Genomic DNA, 13,510 nt, shown 5'->3' with positions numbered 1-13,510 from the left:
ATCAGTCCTAGAAATTATAGAGCCAAAATAAATCCACAGATTTATTTTTCAGTCCTTTTGTCGGCATACCAGATATATTGGGTTGCCGTGGAGAAGTTCATATCAAAGGAACGTTCCCCCATATCTTCACCATCTGCTTGCCCGTGCTGTGGAACGACAGAAACAATTCGAATTTTACTGCTGGTAAAATGCTGATAGTGTTTGTTCGTTGTATGCTTCTTCCGCAAAAGCTGAAGTAAAAAGCGCAAAATTGCAGGCAGATCCGGCTTCTCAACCACCACAAGATCGATCGCATCTTTCTTTGGATCAGCCATAGGTGCAATAGCTACCCCACCACCAAAATAAGGGATGTTTGTAGTGGTACATAGAAAGGTTCGCTGGAAACTCAAGCTTTGTCCGTTCAATTCAACAAGAATCGGAAACGTTTTTTGAGTAAAGATTGCTTTTACTAGATACAACGCATAAGAAGCTGATCCAAGGTGGTATTTATTCAACACTTTTTTTGAAGTAGAGGCATTTGTCGTCGCAACGATCAAGGCATCTAAGCCGATTCCCACATTATTCAAAATAATCCCCTGTTCTTCACGAATTTTTTCTTCATAATGAAAGACGTTGATTGGTTGCGGCTGTAAAGCAGAAGTAATTTGCTCAAAGGCCTTTTCCGGATCACGTGACAAGCCGATTCCGCGAGCAAAATCATTTCCTGAGCCTGCGGGAATATAGCTGACTGGACGCTGGATATCCATAGCGTAAAATTGATTGACAACTTGATGCAATGTCCCGTCACCGCCGATGACGACTAACAGATGAAACGAATGATCGATATGTTCCTTCTCGCAGTCTTTTGACCAAGGGCTCAGTAACTCAACGAGTCGTTCAACAATTTCTCTTTCATCGCCTGGCTTTTCCGTATAATAAGGCGTGTATGTATAATCACCGTCATCTAGCAGTTGGATGATTTTCTTTGCAGTTTTTGCCGCATTGCCGCTGCCGGCTGCGGGATTAATTAATATATGATAATGAAAATTCATGTCCTCGATCCTTTCAAAAATTGATTATAACAGAGTAACGAAAGGAACTGTAGAAAATTGAATCATTTTTCATTAATCAAGACAATGAAAAAATCGCTATTCACAAGGAAAAGGGAAAGAAATCTGCTGTTTTTTAGTTTTTCTTAGCTTTCTGGATAAACCAATCAATAATTTTTTTCTCGTAGTTTGAAGCGAGATAGTCGTTGTTAACAGTTATCGTTTGCATACTCTTATCAAATGTAACGACGAGCGTTCCCCATATCGAAAAGAGCAATTGATTCTCCGTGTTTTCGATTTTATATTTTTCTACTAATGGGGCGCGAGTGCTGCAGCAACCGTAATTTCCAGGAGTCCAACGTTCCTTAATAATTGCTTGACCTTCTTTTTCTGCCTGCAAATACAGCTTTTCTAATTCACTGTCTATACCGATCATGATGAATCCCCTCCTACTTAAACGCCATTTCTATGAAGAGTGTATCATCGGAAGCTTGATAAATTCAATGTAAAGCCCTTCGATGAAAATCGAGAGTTGACTTACATTCTGAAACAACGTATGCTGTATAAGGTTTACAGCGGTTCATCAACCATCCCGCTTTAAAAAAACTCGGAGAAAGAAGGAAAATTATGAATATGGTAGAAAGAAAGCGAGTCAATGTTGTGGTGACGAATGGCATCATCATGGCGCTTTATTTGGCTCTGACGGTTTTAGTTTCGCCGGTAGCATCTGGCGCGATTCAATTTCGTATCTCAGAAAGCTTGAATCACTTGGTCGTATTTAATCGAAAATATTTATGGGGAATCTTTGGTGGAGTCGTCGTCTATAATGCGATTTTCGGTATGGGCTGGCTCGATGTAGTCTTCGGAGGAGGGCAAACGTTATTGGCTCTATCTTTAACGGCAATTTTACAGAATGTCGTAAAGAATACGAAGATCCGCTTAGCATTAAACGTTCTGTTTTTTAGTGCAAGTATGTTCCTTATTGCCTGGATGCTGAATCTGACCGCTCAATTGCCTTTTTGGCCAACTTACGGCTGGACTGCCTTAAGTGAAGCAATCATTATGACTGTTTCAGCACCGATTATGTATTATTTGAATAACCGTTTGCATTTCGCAAAGCAAATATAAAAAATGGTGATCCTAAAACTAGGGTCACCATTTTTAATTAATCTAGTCTTGCATCGTTAAGGATTCTACTTCTTGAATCTCAAAGTGTTTTCGTTCCAGATGATCAATGATATGATTTAGTTTATTTTCATCGACCCCAGCGGGCAAGGTGAACAAGGTCCGACGTCCTTTAAATTCTTGACCAACATCAAGAGTAATACAGCTGGCGATGGTCGTAAACTTAGAGATAATCTTAGACATCGCTGCTAAATCACCGCGTTTTCCTGTAGAAACAACAGTGATGACATAGCTGCCAGTTTGAATATTCCAGGATTGGGATAGCATGTTCAATAATGTACTGTGGGTCAAGATACCATAAAAATGGTGATCCTCATCTAAAACAGTAATATATGGCAATTCTTTAATCGTAAAAAAGATTTTAAAAAAAGAAGTATCTAAGGAAATAAATTTTGTTGCGTTTTTCAGCAAGTGAGTGACTGGTAAATCCATGTCGCCGCCATTTGCTTTGTGCCGGTAAATGTGCATCTTGTAGATATTGCCTCGGAAAATTTGATTGCTCTCATCTAGAATCGGTACACAACGGAAACCGGTGCCTTCTAAAATATCCAGCGCCTCTTGCAATGTTGTTGATTCATTGATCGTCGTCAAATTATCTTTCGGATAAACGAGACTTTTTAATAACATCCAATAACCCTCCAATAAAGCTATTCATTCTTTCATCATATTATCATATTCTACTAGAGAAAGAAATTCATTTTAGAAACAATTCAAATTGAAGGGGCACGGCTCTTAATGAAAGATTGACAGAAAAAAAGATAGATGATAATGTTAATCTGTGACTTTGCGAGTTTCCATCTGTAATAGTAAACATTTAAAAAATAAGGCATGAAAATCAGACTCATTTCTACAGAAAAATGAATCTATTAATAAGAATTAGGATGGCAGTCCAATAATAAGAATTAGGAGTAGATCGCTATGGCAACAAAGAAAGCGGCTCTGGCCTGCACGGTTTGTGGTTCAAGAAACTACACAAAATCAGTGAGTGAAGGCAAACGCGGGGAGCGTTTAGAGATCAATAAGTTTTGTAAACATTGTAATCAGTATACGATACATAAAGAAACCAAATAATTAATTGACTAGGAGGATAATCAATTGAACTTTTTACGCAGTGTTAGAGAGGAAATGAAACTTGTTTCATGGCCTTCAAAAAAACAATTACGTCATGATTCGCTTGTTGTAATCGAAACAGCAATCATTTTTGCTTTGATGTTTTTCATCATGGATACAGCGATTCAAGCATTGATCAATTTGATCATTCGCTAGTAGCCAATTCAAAAAAAGCATGTTATACTGTTTGAGAGAAAAAACCTTGGTACTACTGAGGTTTTTTTATTTTAGAACGAGGAGCCGATGGCGAAAATGGAATCTTTTGAAAAACAATGGTATGTGCTGCATACTTATTCCGGCTATGAGAACAAAGTAAAAGCAAACTTAGAATCACGTGCACAAAGTATGCGGATGGAAGACTATATTTTCCGTGTAGTTGTCCCAGAAGAAACAGAAACAGAAGTTAAAGGCGGTAAAGAAAAAGAAATCGTCCATAAGACTTTCCCTGGATACGTGTTAGTAGAAATGGTCATGACGGATGATTCTTGGTATGTGGTTCGTAATACACCAGGTGTAACTGGCTTCGTCGGTTCACACGGTGCCGGAAGTAAGCCAGCGCCATTGATGCCTGAGGAAATCAATCATATCCTACGCTCGTTAGGTATGAGTACTCGCCAGCACGATCTTGAAGTAGAAGTAGGCGAAACAGTAAAAATCATTGAAGGAGCCTTTGCTGGACTGGAAGGTGTTATTACTGAGATTGATGAAGAACGCGATAAAATCAAAGCTAACATTGATATGTTCGGTCGTGAAACGAGTACCGAGTTAGACTTTGACCAAATCGATAAAATTTAACTAACAAATTAAGCTGAGACAAGAGGTCTCGGCTTTTTTTTGACAATAATTAAACTCACGGACAAAGCCTTAAACTTTTGATTCTTTTTATTGAGATAACGACACGATGTGCCTATAGTAGAAGATATGAAACGAAAAGTGATGGCCATTACTTTAATCTAGAAACGGAAATGGAGCTATAAGGTTGAAAAAATTATTACTCAGTTTAGTTGCTGCAGCGACAATTTTTGTGCTTGTCGGTTGTGGTTCTGGTGAAACAAAGCAAACAGAAAAGACGGGGAAATCGCAAGCTGCAGCGACCGTTCATGAGAAGGAGTTTGTTAAAAGCACAGTACCGACTGTCTTTATTCACGGATATGGCGGGACGATCAATTCCTTTGGCGGAATGATTCAGCGTTTATCTAATGAAGGAAAAACGAAAAGAGAAATGCTGATTACTGTCCAGTCAGACGGTTCCTTAAACGTTGATGGGCAATTAAGCCATAAAAAAAATAACCCGAGTATCCAAGTGTTGTTTGCCGCTAACAAAGACAATGAATGGAATCAAACTGAATGGATTTATAGTGTTTTAAGATACTTGAAGCAGCAAGGAATCGATCAGGTGAATTTAGTGGGGCACTCGATGGGGGGAGTGAGTTCCTTGCGCTATTTAACGACGTATGGACAACCAACAGATGCAGCGAAGATTGATAAGTTTGTTTCTATTGGAGCGCCCTTCAATGATTTTAACGATACGGCAGAGAATCAGTCCATCGATGATTTACTGAACAATGGTCCTTCTCCGCAAGCTAGTCGGTATGTGGATTACAGCAACGGAATCAGTCATGTGCCAAGTTCATTGCCAATATTATTGCTGGCCGGAAAATTGAGCGAGAATGAGACTTCAGATGGGACGGTGCCATTAACTAGCGCATTAGCAACCTATTCTTTACTGAAAGCTCATGGTAATCCAGTTAGCTATCAGATTTTTACTGGACCAAATGCTCAACATAGTCAATTGCATGAGAATGCTGGCGTTGATAAAGTTGTTTCAGAATTTTTATGGAAATAGGAAGACAAGTTACTTGCTTACTTTTTGTAAGAGTATTATGATAACTCATGTATTCAAAAGAAAGAAGGAGTTATCATGACTTATCAAGCAAGTAACGAAGAACATCCAATTGACATTATAAATATTGCCTCATTAGAAGGTCGCGTAAAAGAACGCATGGAAAAAGGTGCTTTCGGCTATATTCGCGGTGGTTCTGAAGACGAATGGACAATGAAAGAAAACACTTCTTCATTTAATAATAAAACGATCATGCCAAGAGTATTACGAGGAATTGACCATGCGGATCTTCACACGAAACTTTGGGATATTGATTTGGCAACACCAATTATCCAAGCGCCATCTGCTGCACAAGGTTTGGCTCATGAAAAAGGGGAAGCAGATACCGCTAAAGGTGTTGCGGCAGCTGGTTCAATCTTTTCAATTAGCACTTATGCTAATACAACAATTGAAGATGCGGCAGCAGCTGCACCAGATGCGCCACAATTTTTCCAATTGTATATGAGTAAAGATGATGGCTTTAACGAATTCATTTTAGAAAAAGCAGTTCAAGCAGGAGCGAAAGCAATTATATTAACAGCGGATTCTACACTTGGTGGATACCGTGAAGAAGATATTATTAATAATTTCCAATTTCCTCTACCAATGCCTAACCTAGCAGCATATAGCGCAAAAAGTGCCAGCGGTGACGGTGAAGGCAAAGGAATTGCAGAAATTTATGCGGCAGCAAAACAAGGATTAGTTCCTGAAGATATTAAGAAAATCAAAGACTTGACGAACTTACCTGTTTTCGTCAAAGGCATTCAATCCCCAGAAGATGCTGAAGTAGCAATTGCAGCTGGTGCGGACGGTATTTGGATCTCAAATCACGGCGGCCGTCAATTAGATGGTGGACCAGCATCCTTCGATGTATTGCCATTAATTGCAGGCGTTGTAAACAAACGAGTGCCAATCGTTTTCGATAGTGGCGTACGTCGCGGTGAGCATGTCTTCAAGGCTTTAGCTAGTGGTGCTGATTTAGTTGCCATTGGTCGCCCAGTAATTTATGGGTTAAATCTTGGAGGTGCTGAAGGAGTAACCTCTGTGTTCGAACATTTAAACAAAGAATTGTCAATCACGATGCAGCTTGCAGGAACAAAAACGATTGATGAAGTAAAAAATACGCGTCTAAATGATGCAAAATAATTAGTATATATAGGCTTTACCGGGAAAAATAATTTCTTGGTAAAGCTTTTTTTGCGTTTATCTTGCTTACTCCTCTTTTTTAGTTTATGATTAAATAAAAGTTTAGGTTAACCTAAAATTAGAAAAGGGGGGTATCTATGAAAACGATTCGCATAGAAGATTTATCCGTTGCTTACCGTGGGAAAATCGCCTTGCAGCAGGTAAGCCTTCAGTTGTCTGCTGGAAAACTAACGGGCATCGTTGGTCCTAACGGTGCGGGAAAATCCACCTTGATGAAAGGGATACTGCAGCTTATAAAAACACAATCAGGAAGGATATTTTATGGTGAAGAGCCGTTAAGTAAACAGAGACAAAAAATTGCTTATGTCGAGCAGCGGCAAGATATTGATTTGAGTTTTCCGATAGATGTGTTTGGGGTAGTACTGTTTGGTACATATCCTCATTTAAAAATGTTCCAGCGACCTGGAAAAAAAGAGAAAGCATTTGCATTGGAATGCCTTGAAAAAGTCGGCTTAACTAAGTTCGCTGACCGCCAAATCAGCGAGCTGTCAGGTGGACAACTTCAACGTGTGTTCATCGCACGGGCATTGGCACAGCAAGCAGAATGGATTTTACTGGACGAACCTTTTGCCGGTATCGATGCGACAAGTGAAAAAATTATTATCGAGTTATTGAAGAAACTGCGTGATGAAGGAAAATCAATTGTCATTGTTCATCATGATTTGCACAAGGTCACGGATTATTTCGACGAAGTTATTTTGTTGAATAAAGGTTTGATAGCCGCTGGTCCTGTTGATCAAACGTATACAACAAAAAATATGGAAAAGACGTATGGAAATGAAATTACGCAGATGTTAAAGATTGGAGGTGCTGACTTTGCTACATGATTTTTTTCAAGGATTAATTGAGTATCAGTTTTTACAGAATGCATTGATCACTTCGATTATGGTAGGAATATCCGCGGGAGTGATCGGTTCGTTCATCATTTTACGTGGAATGTCATTAATGGGGGATGCGATCTCTCATGCGGTGCTGCCAGGAGTAGCGATTTCATACATGTTGGGGAGCAGCTATATTATCGGTGCGACATTTTTTGGACTATTTTCAGCCGCGTTAATCGGTTTTGTCAGTAAACACAGCCGATTGAAAAATGATACGGCAATTGGAATTGTCTTCAGTTCATTCTTTGCTCTGGGAATCATTTTGATTTCTTTTGCTCGAAGCGCCACCGATTTGTACCACATTCTCTTTGGGAATGTTCTGGCAGTTCGTGATTCAGATATGCACTTGACGGCTGTCGTCATGGCGGTGGTTCTGTTAGCGGTCTTGCTATTTTATAAACAATTAAAATTGACCTCCTTTGCGCCAACGATGGCACAATCCTACGGCTGGAATATCAGTTTGATTAATTATGGCTTGATGTTCCTGCTGACATTAGTAGCCGTGACTTCATTGCAAACGGTAGGGACAATTTTAGTTATCGCTATGCTGATTACACCAGCAGCGACGGCCTATCAGTTGACCAACAAACTATCCGTGATGGTTGGACTATCAACCCTTTTTGGCGTCATGAGCGCGATCATCGGTTTGTATTTCAGTTATAGTTACAACCTTCCCTCTGGTGCAACGATTGTATTAACAGCGGCGGTATTCTTTATTGCGGCCTTCCTGTTTTCACCTTCTAAAGGATTGATTCAACAATTGCGAAAGGATGCACGTACGGCATTTCCAAGTGGAAAGTAGAGTCAAATTTAAATTTCGGACGACTACAAATTATGAGAGGAAGAAAGTGAATGAATTATAAAAAAATAGTTTTCGCGGGAATCATTGGTTTATTAATGCTTGCAGGCTGTGGAACAAAAGGAAGTAATACAACGGCCAAAGATGAATCAAAAAAGTTAGAGGTTGTTGCCACAAATTCGATTATTGCGGATATGGTGAAAGAAGTTGCCGGAGATGAAGTGAAGGTGCACAGCATTGTTCCAGTAGGGACAGACCCTCATGAGTATGAACCACTGCCTGAAGACATCAAAAAAGCTAGTGAAGCAGACGTTGTTTTTTTTAATGGTCTAAACCTAGAAACCGGAAATGGCTGGTTTGACAAGCTAATGGAGACAGCTAAGAAAAAAGAGAATGAAGATTATTTTGCAGTGAGTAAAGAGGTTGAACCCATTCATTTAACTGGAAACAGCAAACAAGAAGATCCCCATGCGTGGCTGGATATTTCGAATGGTATTTTATACGTGAAGCAGATTGAAACGGTTTTAAGTGAAAAAGATCCAGAGCATCAAGAAGTTTATAAGAAAAATGCTGATAACTATATTAAAAAGCTGGAAGAGTTAGATAGCCGGGCAAAAGAAGCATTTGCGGATATTCCAGCAGAGAAAAATCTGTTGGTTACCAGCGAAGGAGCCTTTAAATACTTTTCTAAAGCCTATGGGCTGACTGCTGCATATATTTGGGAGATCAACACAGAAAGTCAAGGAACACCTGAACAAATGAAACAAATCGTTGAGAAGGTGAGAGCGTCAAAAGTTCCCTCATTATTTGTGGAGACAAGTGTTGACAAGCGTAGTATGGAACGTTTATCTAAAGAAGTTGATCTGCCGATTTATAGTGATCTATTTACTGATTCCCTAGCGAAAAAGGGAAAAACAGGAGATAGTTACTATGGCATGATGAAATGGAATTTGGAAAAAATCCATGAAGGTCTGATGAAATAAGAAAAAGCAGCTGAATTTTATGTCAGCTGCTTTTTGCTGGATTTAAACAGTCGCTTTTTCAGGTTCACCAAAGACTTGGCGTTGTAAACGCAAGCCTGTTGGCGTTGTCGCTACGCCGCCTTCTGCAGTTTCCTTGAAGATTTGAGGCATTGCTCGCCCAACTTTGTACATTGCCTCAACAACTTCATCTGGTGGAATGACACTGCGAATTCCTGCTAATGCCATATCAGCTGAAATAAATGCTTGAGAAGCCCCCATCGCGTTTCGCTTCACACAAGGCACTTCCACTAAGCCTGCCACAGGATCACAGATGAGCCCCATGACATTTTTCAAAGTAATTGCTAATGCGTTTGCCGCCATTTCCGGGGTTCCGCCATTTGCAGTAACTAAAGCAGCGGCTGACATTGCGCTGGCAGAACCGACTTCTGCTTGACAGCCGCCTTCAGCACCGGAAATAGAGGCATTGTTCGCCATGACTAATCCAAAAGCACCTGCTGTAAACAGAAAATCAATTTGCTCCTCATGGGATAAATTTAATTTTTCACGTGCCGCCATCAACACACCAGGCAAGACACCGGCGCTGCCTGCAGTAGGGGTGGCGCATACGAGACCCATTTTCGCGTTGACTTCATTGACTGCAATCCCATTGCGAACCGCCTTCAAGATAGTTTCACCGCTCATAAATTTGCCGCTTTCAATGTACTCATTCATACGTTTGGCGTCGCCACCAGTGATTTTTGTTACAGAAGTGACTCCTTGAATGCCTTCTTCAATAGAACTTTCCATTACTTCTAAATTGCGTTCCATCAACGCAATGATTTCTTCACGTGTACGATCAGTTAATTCCATTTCAGTCGCGATCATCAATTCACCGACGCTTGAATAATCCTTTGCTTGTTCCACAAGCTCTTGGATTGAGTAAAACATGACAATTCCTCCTTACATAATACCTATCCATATAATCAATAGTAATAATGAGTATTCACATCTAGTAAAAGCTATTTAAAATAGGTCACGCTTAAGACATCGTCTTCACGTTTGATTTCTTGTCTTAAGCCTTCTGGATCATCAGGGGTGTCGTCGATTTCTAATAGTACGATCCCGTTTTCGCCTCTGGTTTTGCGAGTCATCGTTACTTTACCAATATTCAAGCCATGCTTCATGAAAATTGTAGAGACACGTGAGAGCAAACCAGGAACATCCTTATTGATAATGATATACGTTGGATTTCCCATGCCAAGTGAAATGCTGTAGCCATTCATTTCGGTGATCTGGATATTTCCGCCGCCGATCGAAACACCTGTTACAGACATTTCAAGATCCCCCTTAATCATACGTAAGGTGACAGTATTTGGATGATCAGCGATTTCTTTTTTGGGGACAAAGAGAACTTCCATTCCTTGTTCATGAGCGATTTTCAATGAATCGGATAAACGAGGATCGTCTGGTTCCATTCCTAAAATGCCGCCGACTAAAGCGATATCTGTTCCATGTCCGCGATATGTTTTAGCAAATGATTCATATAAGTCGAATTCAACTGAATCTGGGCGTTCACCAAAAATCATTCGGCAAACTTTTCCGATTCGCGCAGCGCCAGCAGTATGAGAACTACTTGGTCCAACCATTACCGGACCAATAATGTCAAAAACACTTCGATATTTTAATACTTCCATTATTTTAAACCTCCCTAGTTTATCCGATGAAAATCCTCATCAAGTCGACCATAGTGTAACATATACGCTTTCTGAAAATAGTAAGATTAATAATTTATTTTGTTATTCTCATAGTAGTTAAAGAGATTGTGAAGCGTTTTATTATTGTCAAAAAATTGCAACAGTAAGAAATCAGTCTTGCATTCAAATAAATAATCTGCTATGATACCAAAGTGTGTCTTGTGCACACTGTTTTAAGTGGGAGGAGAAATTTTGATCTCCAATTAACCACATCACGGACTCAAGGAGGTATGTCTCGTGGCAAAGAAAGTAGAAAAATTAGTTAAACTGCAAATTCCTGCAGGGAAAGCAACACCAGCTCCCCCAGTAGGTCCTGCACTAGGTCAAGCGGGTATCAACATCATGGGATTCACAAAAGAATTCAATGCTCGTACAGCTGATCAAGCAGGTTTGATCATTCCAGTTGTGATCTCTGTATATGAAGACCGTTCATTTACATTCATCACAAAAACACCGCCAGCTGCAGTATTGTTGAAAAAAGCAGCGAAAATTGAAAAAGGTTCTGGCGAACCAAACAAAAACAAAGTTGCAAAAGTTACTAGCGATCAAGTAAAAGAAATCGCTGAATTGAAAATGCAAGACCTAAACGCAGCTAACGTTGAGTCAGCAATGCGCATGGTTGAAGGAACTGCACGAAGCATGGGTATCACTGTCGAATAATTTTCGATGAACCCAAGAAAGTAGCTTCTCAGTTGGCTCCCTATCTAAAGATACGGAACACGTGGGAGGTTCTACCGTTATAACCACATCAAGGAGGAAACAAAATGGCTAAAAAGAGCAAAAAAATGCAAGATGCATTAAAAAAAGTTGATACTACTAAAGCTTACCCAGTTGCGGAAGCAGTAGCACTAGCAAAAGAGATTAACTTCGCGAAATTTGACGCAACGGTTGAAGTTGCTTACAAATTGAACGTAGACCCTAAAAAAGCAGACCAACAAATCCGTGGAGCAGTTGTGCTTCCAAACGGAACTGGTAAAACTCAAACTGTTTTAGTATTCGCTAAAGGCGAAAAAGCAAAAGAAGCAGAAGCTGCTGGCGCTGATTTCGTTGGTGATGACGACATGGTTGCAAAAATCCAAGGTGGATGGTTCGACTTTGACGTTGTTGTAGCGACACCTGACATGATGGCTACAGTTGGTAAATTAGGTCGTGTGCTTGGACCAAAAGGTTTAATGCCTAACCCTAAAACTGGTACTGTAACAATGGATGTTACAAAAGCTGTTGAAGAAGTTAAAGCTGGTAAAGTAACTTACCGTGTTGATAAAGCTGGTAACGTTCATGTGCCAATCGGTAAAGTATCATTCGACGATGCGAAATTGATTGAAAACTTTAACACAATCAACGAAACTTTAGTGAAAGCAAAACCTGCGACTGCTAAAGGTCAATACATCAAAAACATTTCAATGACTACAACATTTGGACCTGGTATCCATGTTGAACAAACTGCTATCTAATTAATTTTAGAAAAAGCTTGACCTGACTAGCTTATCTATGGTAAGTTAGTCAAGGTTAAATATTAACTGTACCGAAGACAGTAGGTGACACAAGTCTTAATTTCCTACCGAGGACGTTTATTGAGAACATTCAATAGTCCCTCTATGTCTACGGTGGCATAGGGTATTTTTTTGCTTTCAGCAAAAAATGCTCTTCCATCAAAATCAGGAGGTGAAATATATAATGAGTGAAGTAGCAATCGCTAAAAAAGCCGCTATCGTTGATGAAGTCACTGAAAAATTCAGCGCAGCAGCTTCAGCCGTTATCGTTGATTACCGTGGTTTAACAGTAGAACAAGTGACTGAATTACGTAAACAATTACGCGACGCTAACGTTGAAATGAAAGTTATCAAAAATTCTATCTTGGTTCGTGCAGCTGAAAAAGCTGGTTTGAACGGATTAGAAGAAGTATTCTCAGGCCCTACTGCTGTTGCATTTAGTAATGAGGATGTAGTTGCCCCAGCTAAAATTATCGATGAATTCGCTAAAACAGCTGACAAACTAGAAATCAAAGGCGGGATTATTGAAGGAAAAGTAGCTTCTATCGAAGAAATTACTGCTCTTGCAAAACTACCGAACCGCGATGGACTTCTTTCTATGCTATTATCTGTCCTTCAAGCGCCAGTCCGCAACGTGGCTTACGCTGTGAAAGCAGTCGCAGAAAAAGAAGAAGAAGTAGCTTAATCGCTGCATAAAATATAAAACAAAAAAACTTACCTAAACGGAGGAAATTTAAAATGGCATTGAACATTGAAAACATTGTCGAAGAACTTAAAGGCGCGACAATCTTAGAATTAAACGACTTAGTTAAAGCTATCGAAGACGAATTTGGCGTAACTGCTGCTGCTCCTGTAGCTGCTGTTGCTGGCGGAGCTGCTGCTGGCGCTGCTGAAGAACAAACTGAATTTACAGTTGAATTAACAGCTGTAGGTGACCAAAAAGTTAAAGTTATCAAAGCAGTTCGTGAAGCAACTGGTCTTGGCTTGAAAGAAGCTAAAGCTGTAGTTGATGGCGCTCCTGCACCAGTTAAAGAAGATGTATCTAAAGAAGACGCTGAAGCACTTAAAGCTGCTTTAGAAGAAGTTGGCGCATCTGTAACATTAAAATAATCACTTTTGATTATTCCAACAGGGATCTGAATTCAGATCCCTGTTTTTTTGTTTAGAAGTCAAAAAAATCCGGGCTCTTTGTCAAATAGGACTGATAGAG

At 39.8% G+C, this 13,510-nt stretch carries 18 protein-coding genes and 1 other annotated feature; of the genes, 13 read left to right on the top strand and 5 right to left on the bottom strand.

Going from position 1 to position 13,510, the window contains the following annotated elements; all coding sequences use genetic code 11:
* Window positions 1–41: 41 nt before the first annotated feature.
* On the bottom strand, window positions 42–1,031 hold the full coding sequence (locus RV13_RS19305) for a diacylglycerol/lipid kinase family protein (protein WP_010746482.1): 990 nt from the start codon (window positions 1,029–1,031) through the stop codon (window positions 42–44).
* Window positions 1,032–1,164: 133 nt separating this feature from the next.
* Entirely contained in the window at window positions 1,165–1,464 is a 300-nt protein-coding gene (locus RV13_RS19300; protein WP_010746481.1) for a hypothetical protein, read from the bottom strand.
* Window positions 1,465–1,652: 188 nt separating this feature from the next.
* Between RV13_RS19300 and RV13_RS19295 the strand changes: the two genes are divergently transcribed.
* Window positions 1,653–2,156, top strand: a complete 504-nt coding sequence (locus RV13_RS19295) for a QueT transporter family protein (RefSeq protein WP_371085874.1) — start codon at window positions 1,653–1,655, stop codon at window positions 2,154–2,156.
* Between the two features lie 42 nt (window positions 2,157–2,198).
* Here the strand turns inward: RV13_RS19295 and cbpA are convergent, their stop codons facing one another.
* The gene (gene cbpA / locus RV13_RS19290; protein ID WP_010746479.1) at window positions 2,199–2,840 is read right to left on the bottom strand and encodes a cyclic di-AMP binding protein CbpA; all 642 of its coding nucleotides are present in this window, start codon (window positions 2,838–2,840) and stop codon (window positions 2,199–2,201) included.
* Window positions 2,841–3,131: 291 nt separating this feature from the next.
* Here cbpA and rpmG point away from each other — a divergent pair, with 291 nt between their 5' ends.
* From rpmG to efaA, 8 genes are all read left to right on the top strand, one after another.
* Entirely contained in the window at window positions 3,132–3,284 is a 153-nt protein-coding gene (gene rpmG, locus RV13_RS19285; RefSeq protein WP_010739830.1) for a 50S ribosomal protein L33, read from the top strand.
* Between the two features lie 24 nt (window positions 3,285–3,308).
* Window positions 3,309–3,479 carry a preprotein translocase subunit SecE gene (gene secE, locus RV13_RS19280; protein ID WP_010746478.1) on the top strand — a complete coding sequence of 57 codons (171 nt, stop codon included), beginning with the start codon at window positions 3,309–3,311 and terminating at the stop codon, window positions 3,477–3,479.
* Window positions 3,480–3,575: 96 nt separating this feature from the next.
* Window positions 3,576–4,118 carry a transcription termination/antitermination protein NusG gene (gene nusG / locus RV13_RS19275; protein ID WP_028020861.1) on the top strand — a complete coding sequence of 181 codons (543 nt, stop codon included), beginning with the start codon at window positions 3,576–3,578 and terminating at the stop codon, window positions 4,116–4,118.
* A gap of 184 nt (window positions 4,119–4,302) precedes the next feature.
* Window positions 4,303–5,169: an alpha/beta fold hydrolase gene (locus RV13_RS19270; RefSeq protein WP_010746476.1), complete on the top strand. Its 867-nt coding sequence runs from the start codon at window positions 4,303–4,305 to the stop codon at window positions 5,167–5,169.
* A 75-nt stretch (window positions 5,170–5,244) separates the two neighbouring features.
* Complete coding sequence (locus tag RV13_RS19265; protein ID WP_010746475.1) at window positions 5,245–6,351, top strand: lactate oxidase; 1,107 nt, start codon at window positions 5,245–5,247, stop codon at window positions 6,349–6,351.
* Window positions 6,352–6,488: 137 nt separating this feature from the next.
* Window positions 6,489–7,238, top strand: a complete 750-nt coding sequence (locus tag RV13_RS19260) for a metal ABC transporter ATP-binding protein (protein WP_010746474.1) — start codon at window positions 6,489–6,491, stop codon at window positions 7,236–7,238.
* Entirely contained in the window at window positions 7,228–8,094 is an 867-nt protein-coding gene (locus tag RV13_RS19255; RefSeq protein ID WP_010746473.1) for a metal ABC transporter permease, read from the top strand. The genes RV13_RS19260 and RV13_RS19255 overlap by 11 nt, the downstream gene beginning before the upstream one ends.
* A gap of 50 nt (window positions 8,095–8,144) precedes the next feature.
* The gene (gene efaA / locus RV13_RS19250; RefSeq protein WP_028020859.1) at window positions 8,145–9,074 is read left to right on the top strand and encodes an Mn/Fe ABC transporter substrate-binding lipoprotein EfaA; all 930 of its coding nucleotides are present in this window, start codon (window positions 8,145–8,147) and stop codon (window positions 9,072–9,074) included.
* Window positions 9,075–9,116: 42 nt separating this feature from the next.
* Here the strand turns inward: efaA and sdaAA are convergent, their stop codons facing one another.
* Together sdaAA and sdaAB are read right to left on the bottom strand one after the other, a co-directional pair.
* Window positions 9,117–10,001: an L-serine ammonia-lyase, iron-sulfur-dependent, subunit alpha gene (gene sdaAA, locus RV13_RS19245; RefSeq protein ID WP_010746471.1), complete on the bottom strand. Its 885-nt coding sequence runs from the start codon at window positions 9,999–10,001 to the stop codon at window positions 9,117–9,119.
* A 71-nt stretch (window positions 10,002–10,072) separates the two neighbouring features.
* A complete protein-coding gene (sdaAB, locus tag RV13_RS19240; protein ID WP_010746470.1) occupies window positions 10,073–10,747 on the bottom strand; it encodes an L-serine ammonia-lyase, iron-sulfur-dependent subunit beta in 675 nt (224 codons plus the stop codon).
* 297 nt (window positions 10,748–11,044) lie between these two features.
* On the opposite strand from sdaAB, the gene rplK reads away from it, so the two are divergent.
* The 4 genes from rplK to rplL all read left to right on the top strand — a co-directional run bounded on the left by rplK (window position 11,045) and on the right by rplL (window position 13,410).
* Window positions 11,045–11,467, top strand: coding sequence for a 50S ribosomal protein L11 (gene rplK, locus RV13_RS19235; RefSeq protein WP_010739820.1), 423 nt, complete (start codon window positions 11,045–11,047; stop codon window positions 11,465–11,467).
* 104 nt (window positions 11,468–11,571) lie between these two features.
* Window positions 11,572–12,261 (top strand): 50S ribosomal protein L1, encoded by a 690-nt coding sequence (gene rplA / locus RV13_RS19230; protein WP_010746469.1) that lies wholly within the window; start codon window positions 11,572–11,574, stop codon window positions 12,259–12,261.
* Between the two features lie 53 nt (window positions 12,262–12,314).
* Window positions 12,315–12,441 (top strand) — a sequence feature (ribosomal protein L10 leader region).
* Between the two features lie 43 nt (window positions 12,442–12,484).
* Window positions 12,485–12,985 (top strand): 50S ribosomal protein L10, encoded by a 501-nt coding sequence (gene rplJ, locus RV13_RS19225; protein ID WP_010746468.1) that lies wholly within the window; start codon window positions 12,485–12,487, stop codon window positions 12,983–12,985.
* 53 nt (window positions 12,986–13,038) lie between these two features.
* Window positions 13,039–13,410, top strand: a complete 372-nt coding sequence (gene rplL, locus RV13_RS19220) for a 50S ribosomal protein L7/L12 (RefSeq protein ID WP_010746467.1) — start codon at window positions 13,039–13,041, stop codon at window positions 13,408–13,410.
* Window positions 13,411–13,510 lie beyond the last annotated feature (100 nt).

It is taken from the genome of Enterococcus raffinosus, from assembly GCF_001886185.1.
In the GTDB taxonomy this organism is placed as follows: Bacteria; Bacillota; Bacilli; order Lactobacillales; family Enterococcaceae; genus Enterococcus_A; species Enterococcus_A raffinosus.
This window is presented reverse-complemented; position numbering and strand designations above follow the sequence as displayed.

What these genes read in the sequence shown, in the direction of transcription:
- rpmG (WP_010739830.1), top strand. Translation starts at nt 3,132, where the DNA reads ATGGCAACAAAGAAAGCGGCTCTGGCCTGCACGGTTTGTGGTTCAAGA.
- rplL (WP_010746467.1), top strand. Translation starts at nt 13,039, where the DNA reads ATGGCATTGAACATTGAAAACATTGTCGAAGAACTTAAAGGCGCGACA.
- sdaAB (WP_010746470.1), bottom strand. Translation starts at nt 10,747, where the DNA reads ATGGAAGTATTAAAATATCGAAGTGTTTTTGACATTATTGGTCCGGTA.
- sdaAA (WP_010746471.1), bottom strand. Translation starts at nt 10,001, where the DNA reads ATGTTTTACTCAATCCAAGAGCTTGTGGAACAAGCAAAGGATTATTCA.
- RV13_RS19265 (WP_010746475.1), top strand. Translation starts at nt 5,245, where the DNA reads ATGACTTATCAAGCAAGTAACGAAGAACATCCAATTGACATTATAAAT.
- RV13_RS19260 (WP_010746474.1), top strand. Translation starts at nt 6,489, where the DNA reads ATGAAAACGATTCGCATAGAAGATTTATCCGTTGCTTACCGTGGGAAA.
- rplA (WP_010746469.1), top strand. Translation starts at nt 11,572, where the DNA reads ATGGCTAAAAAGAGCAAAAAAATGCAAGATGCATTAAAAAAAGTTGAT.
- efaA (WP_028020859.1), top strand. Translation starts at nt 8,145, where the DNA reads ATGAATTATAAAAAAATAGTTTTCGCGGGAATCATTGGTTTATTAATG.
- rplJ (WP_010746468.1), top strand. Translation starts at nt 12,485, where the DNA reads ATGAGTGAAGTAGCAATCGCTAAAAAAGCCGCTATCGTTGATGAAGTC.
- cbpA (WP_010746479.1), bottom strand. Translation starts at nt 2,840, where the DNA reads ATGTTATTAAAAAGTCTCGTTTATCCGAAAGATAATTTGACGACGATC.
- nusG (WP_028020861.1), top strand. Translation starts at nt 3,576, where the DNA reads ATGGAATCTTTTGAAAAACAATGGTATGTGCTGCATACTTATTCCGGC.
- RV13_RS19300 (WP_010746481.1), bottom strand. Translation starts at nt 1,464, where the DNA reads ATGATCGGTATAGACAGTGAATTAGAAAAGCTGTATTTGCAGGCAGAA.
- RV13_RS19305 (WP_010746482.1), bottom strand. Translation starts at nt 1,031, where the DNA reads ATGAATTTTCATTATCATATATTAATTAATCCCGCAGCCGGCAGCGGC.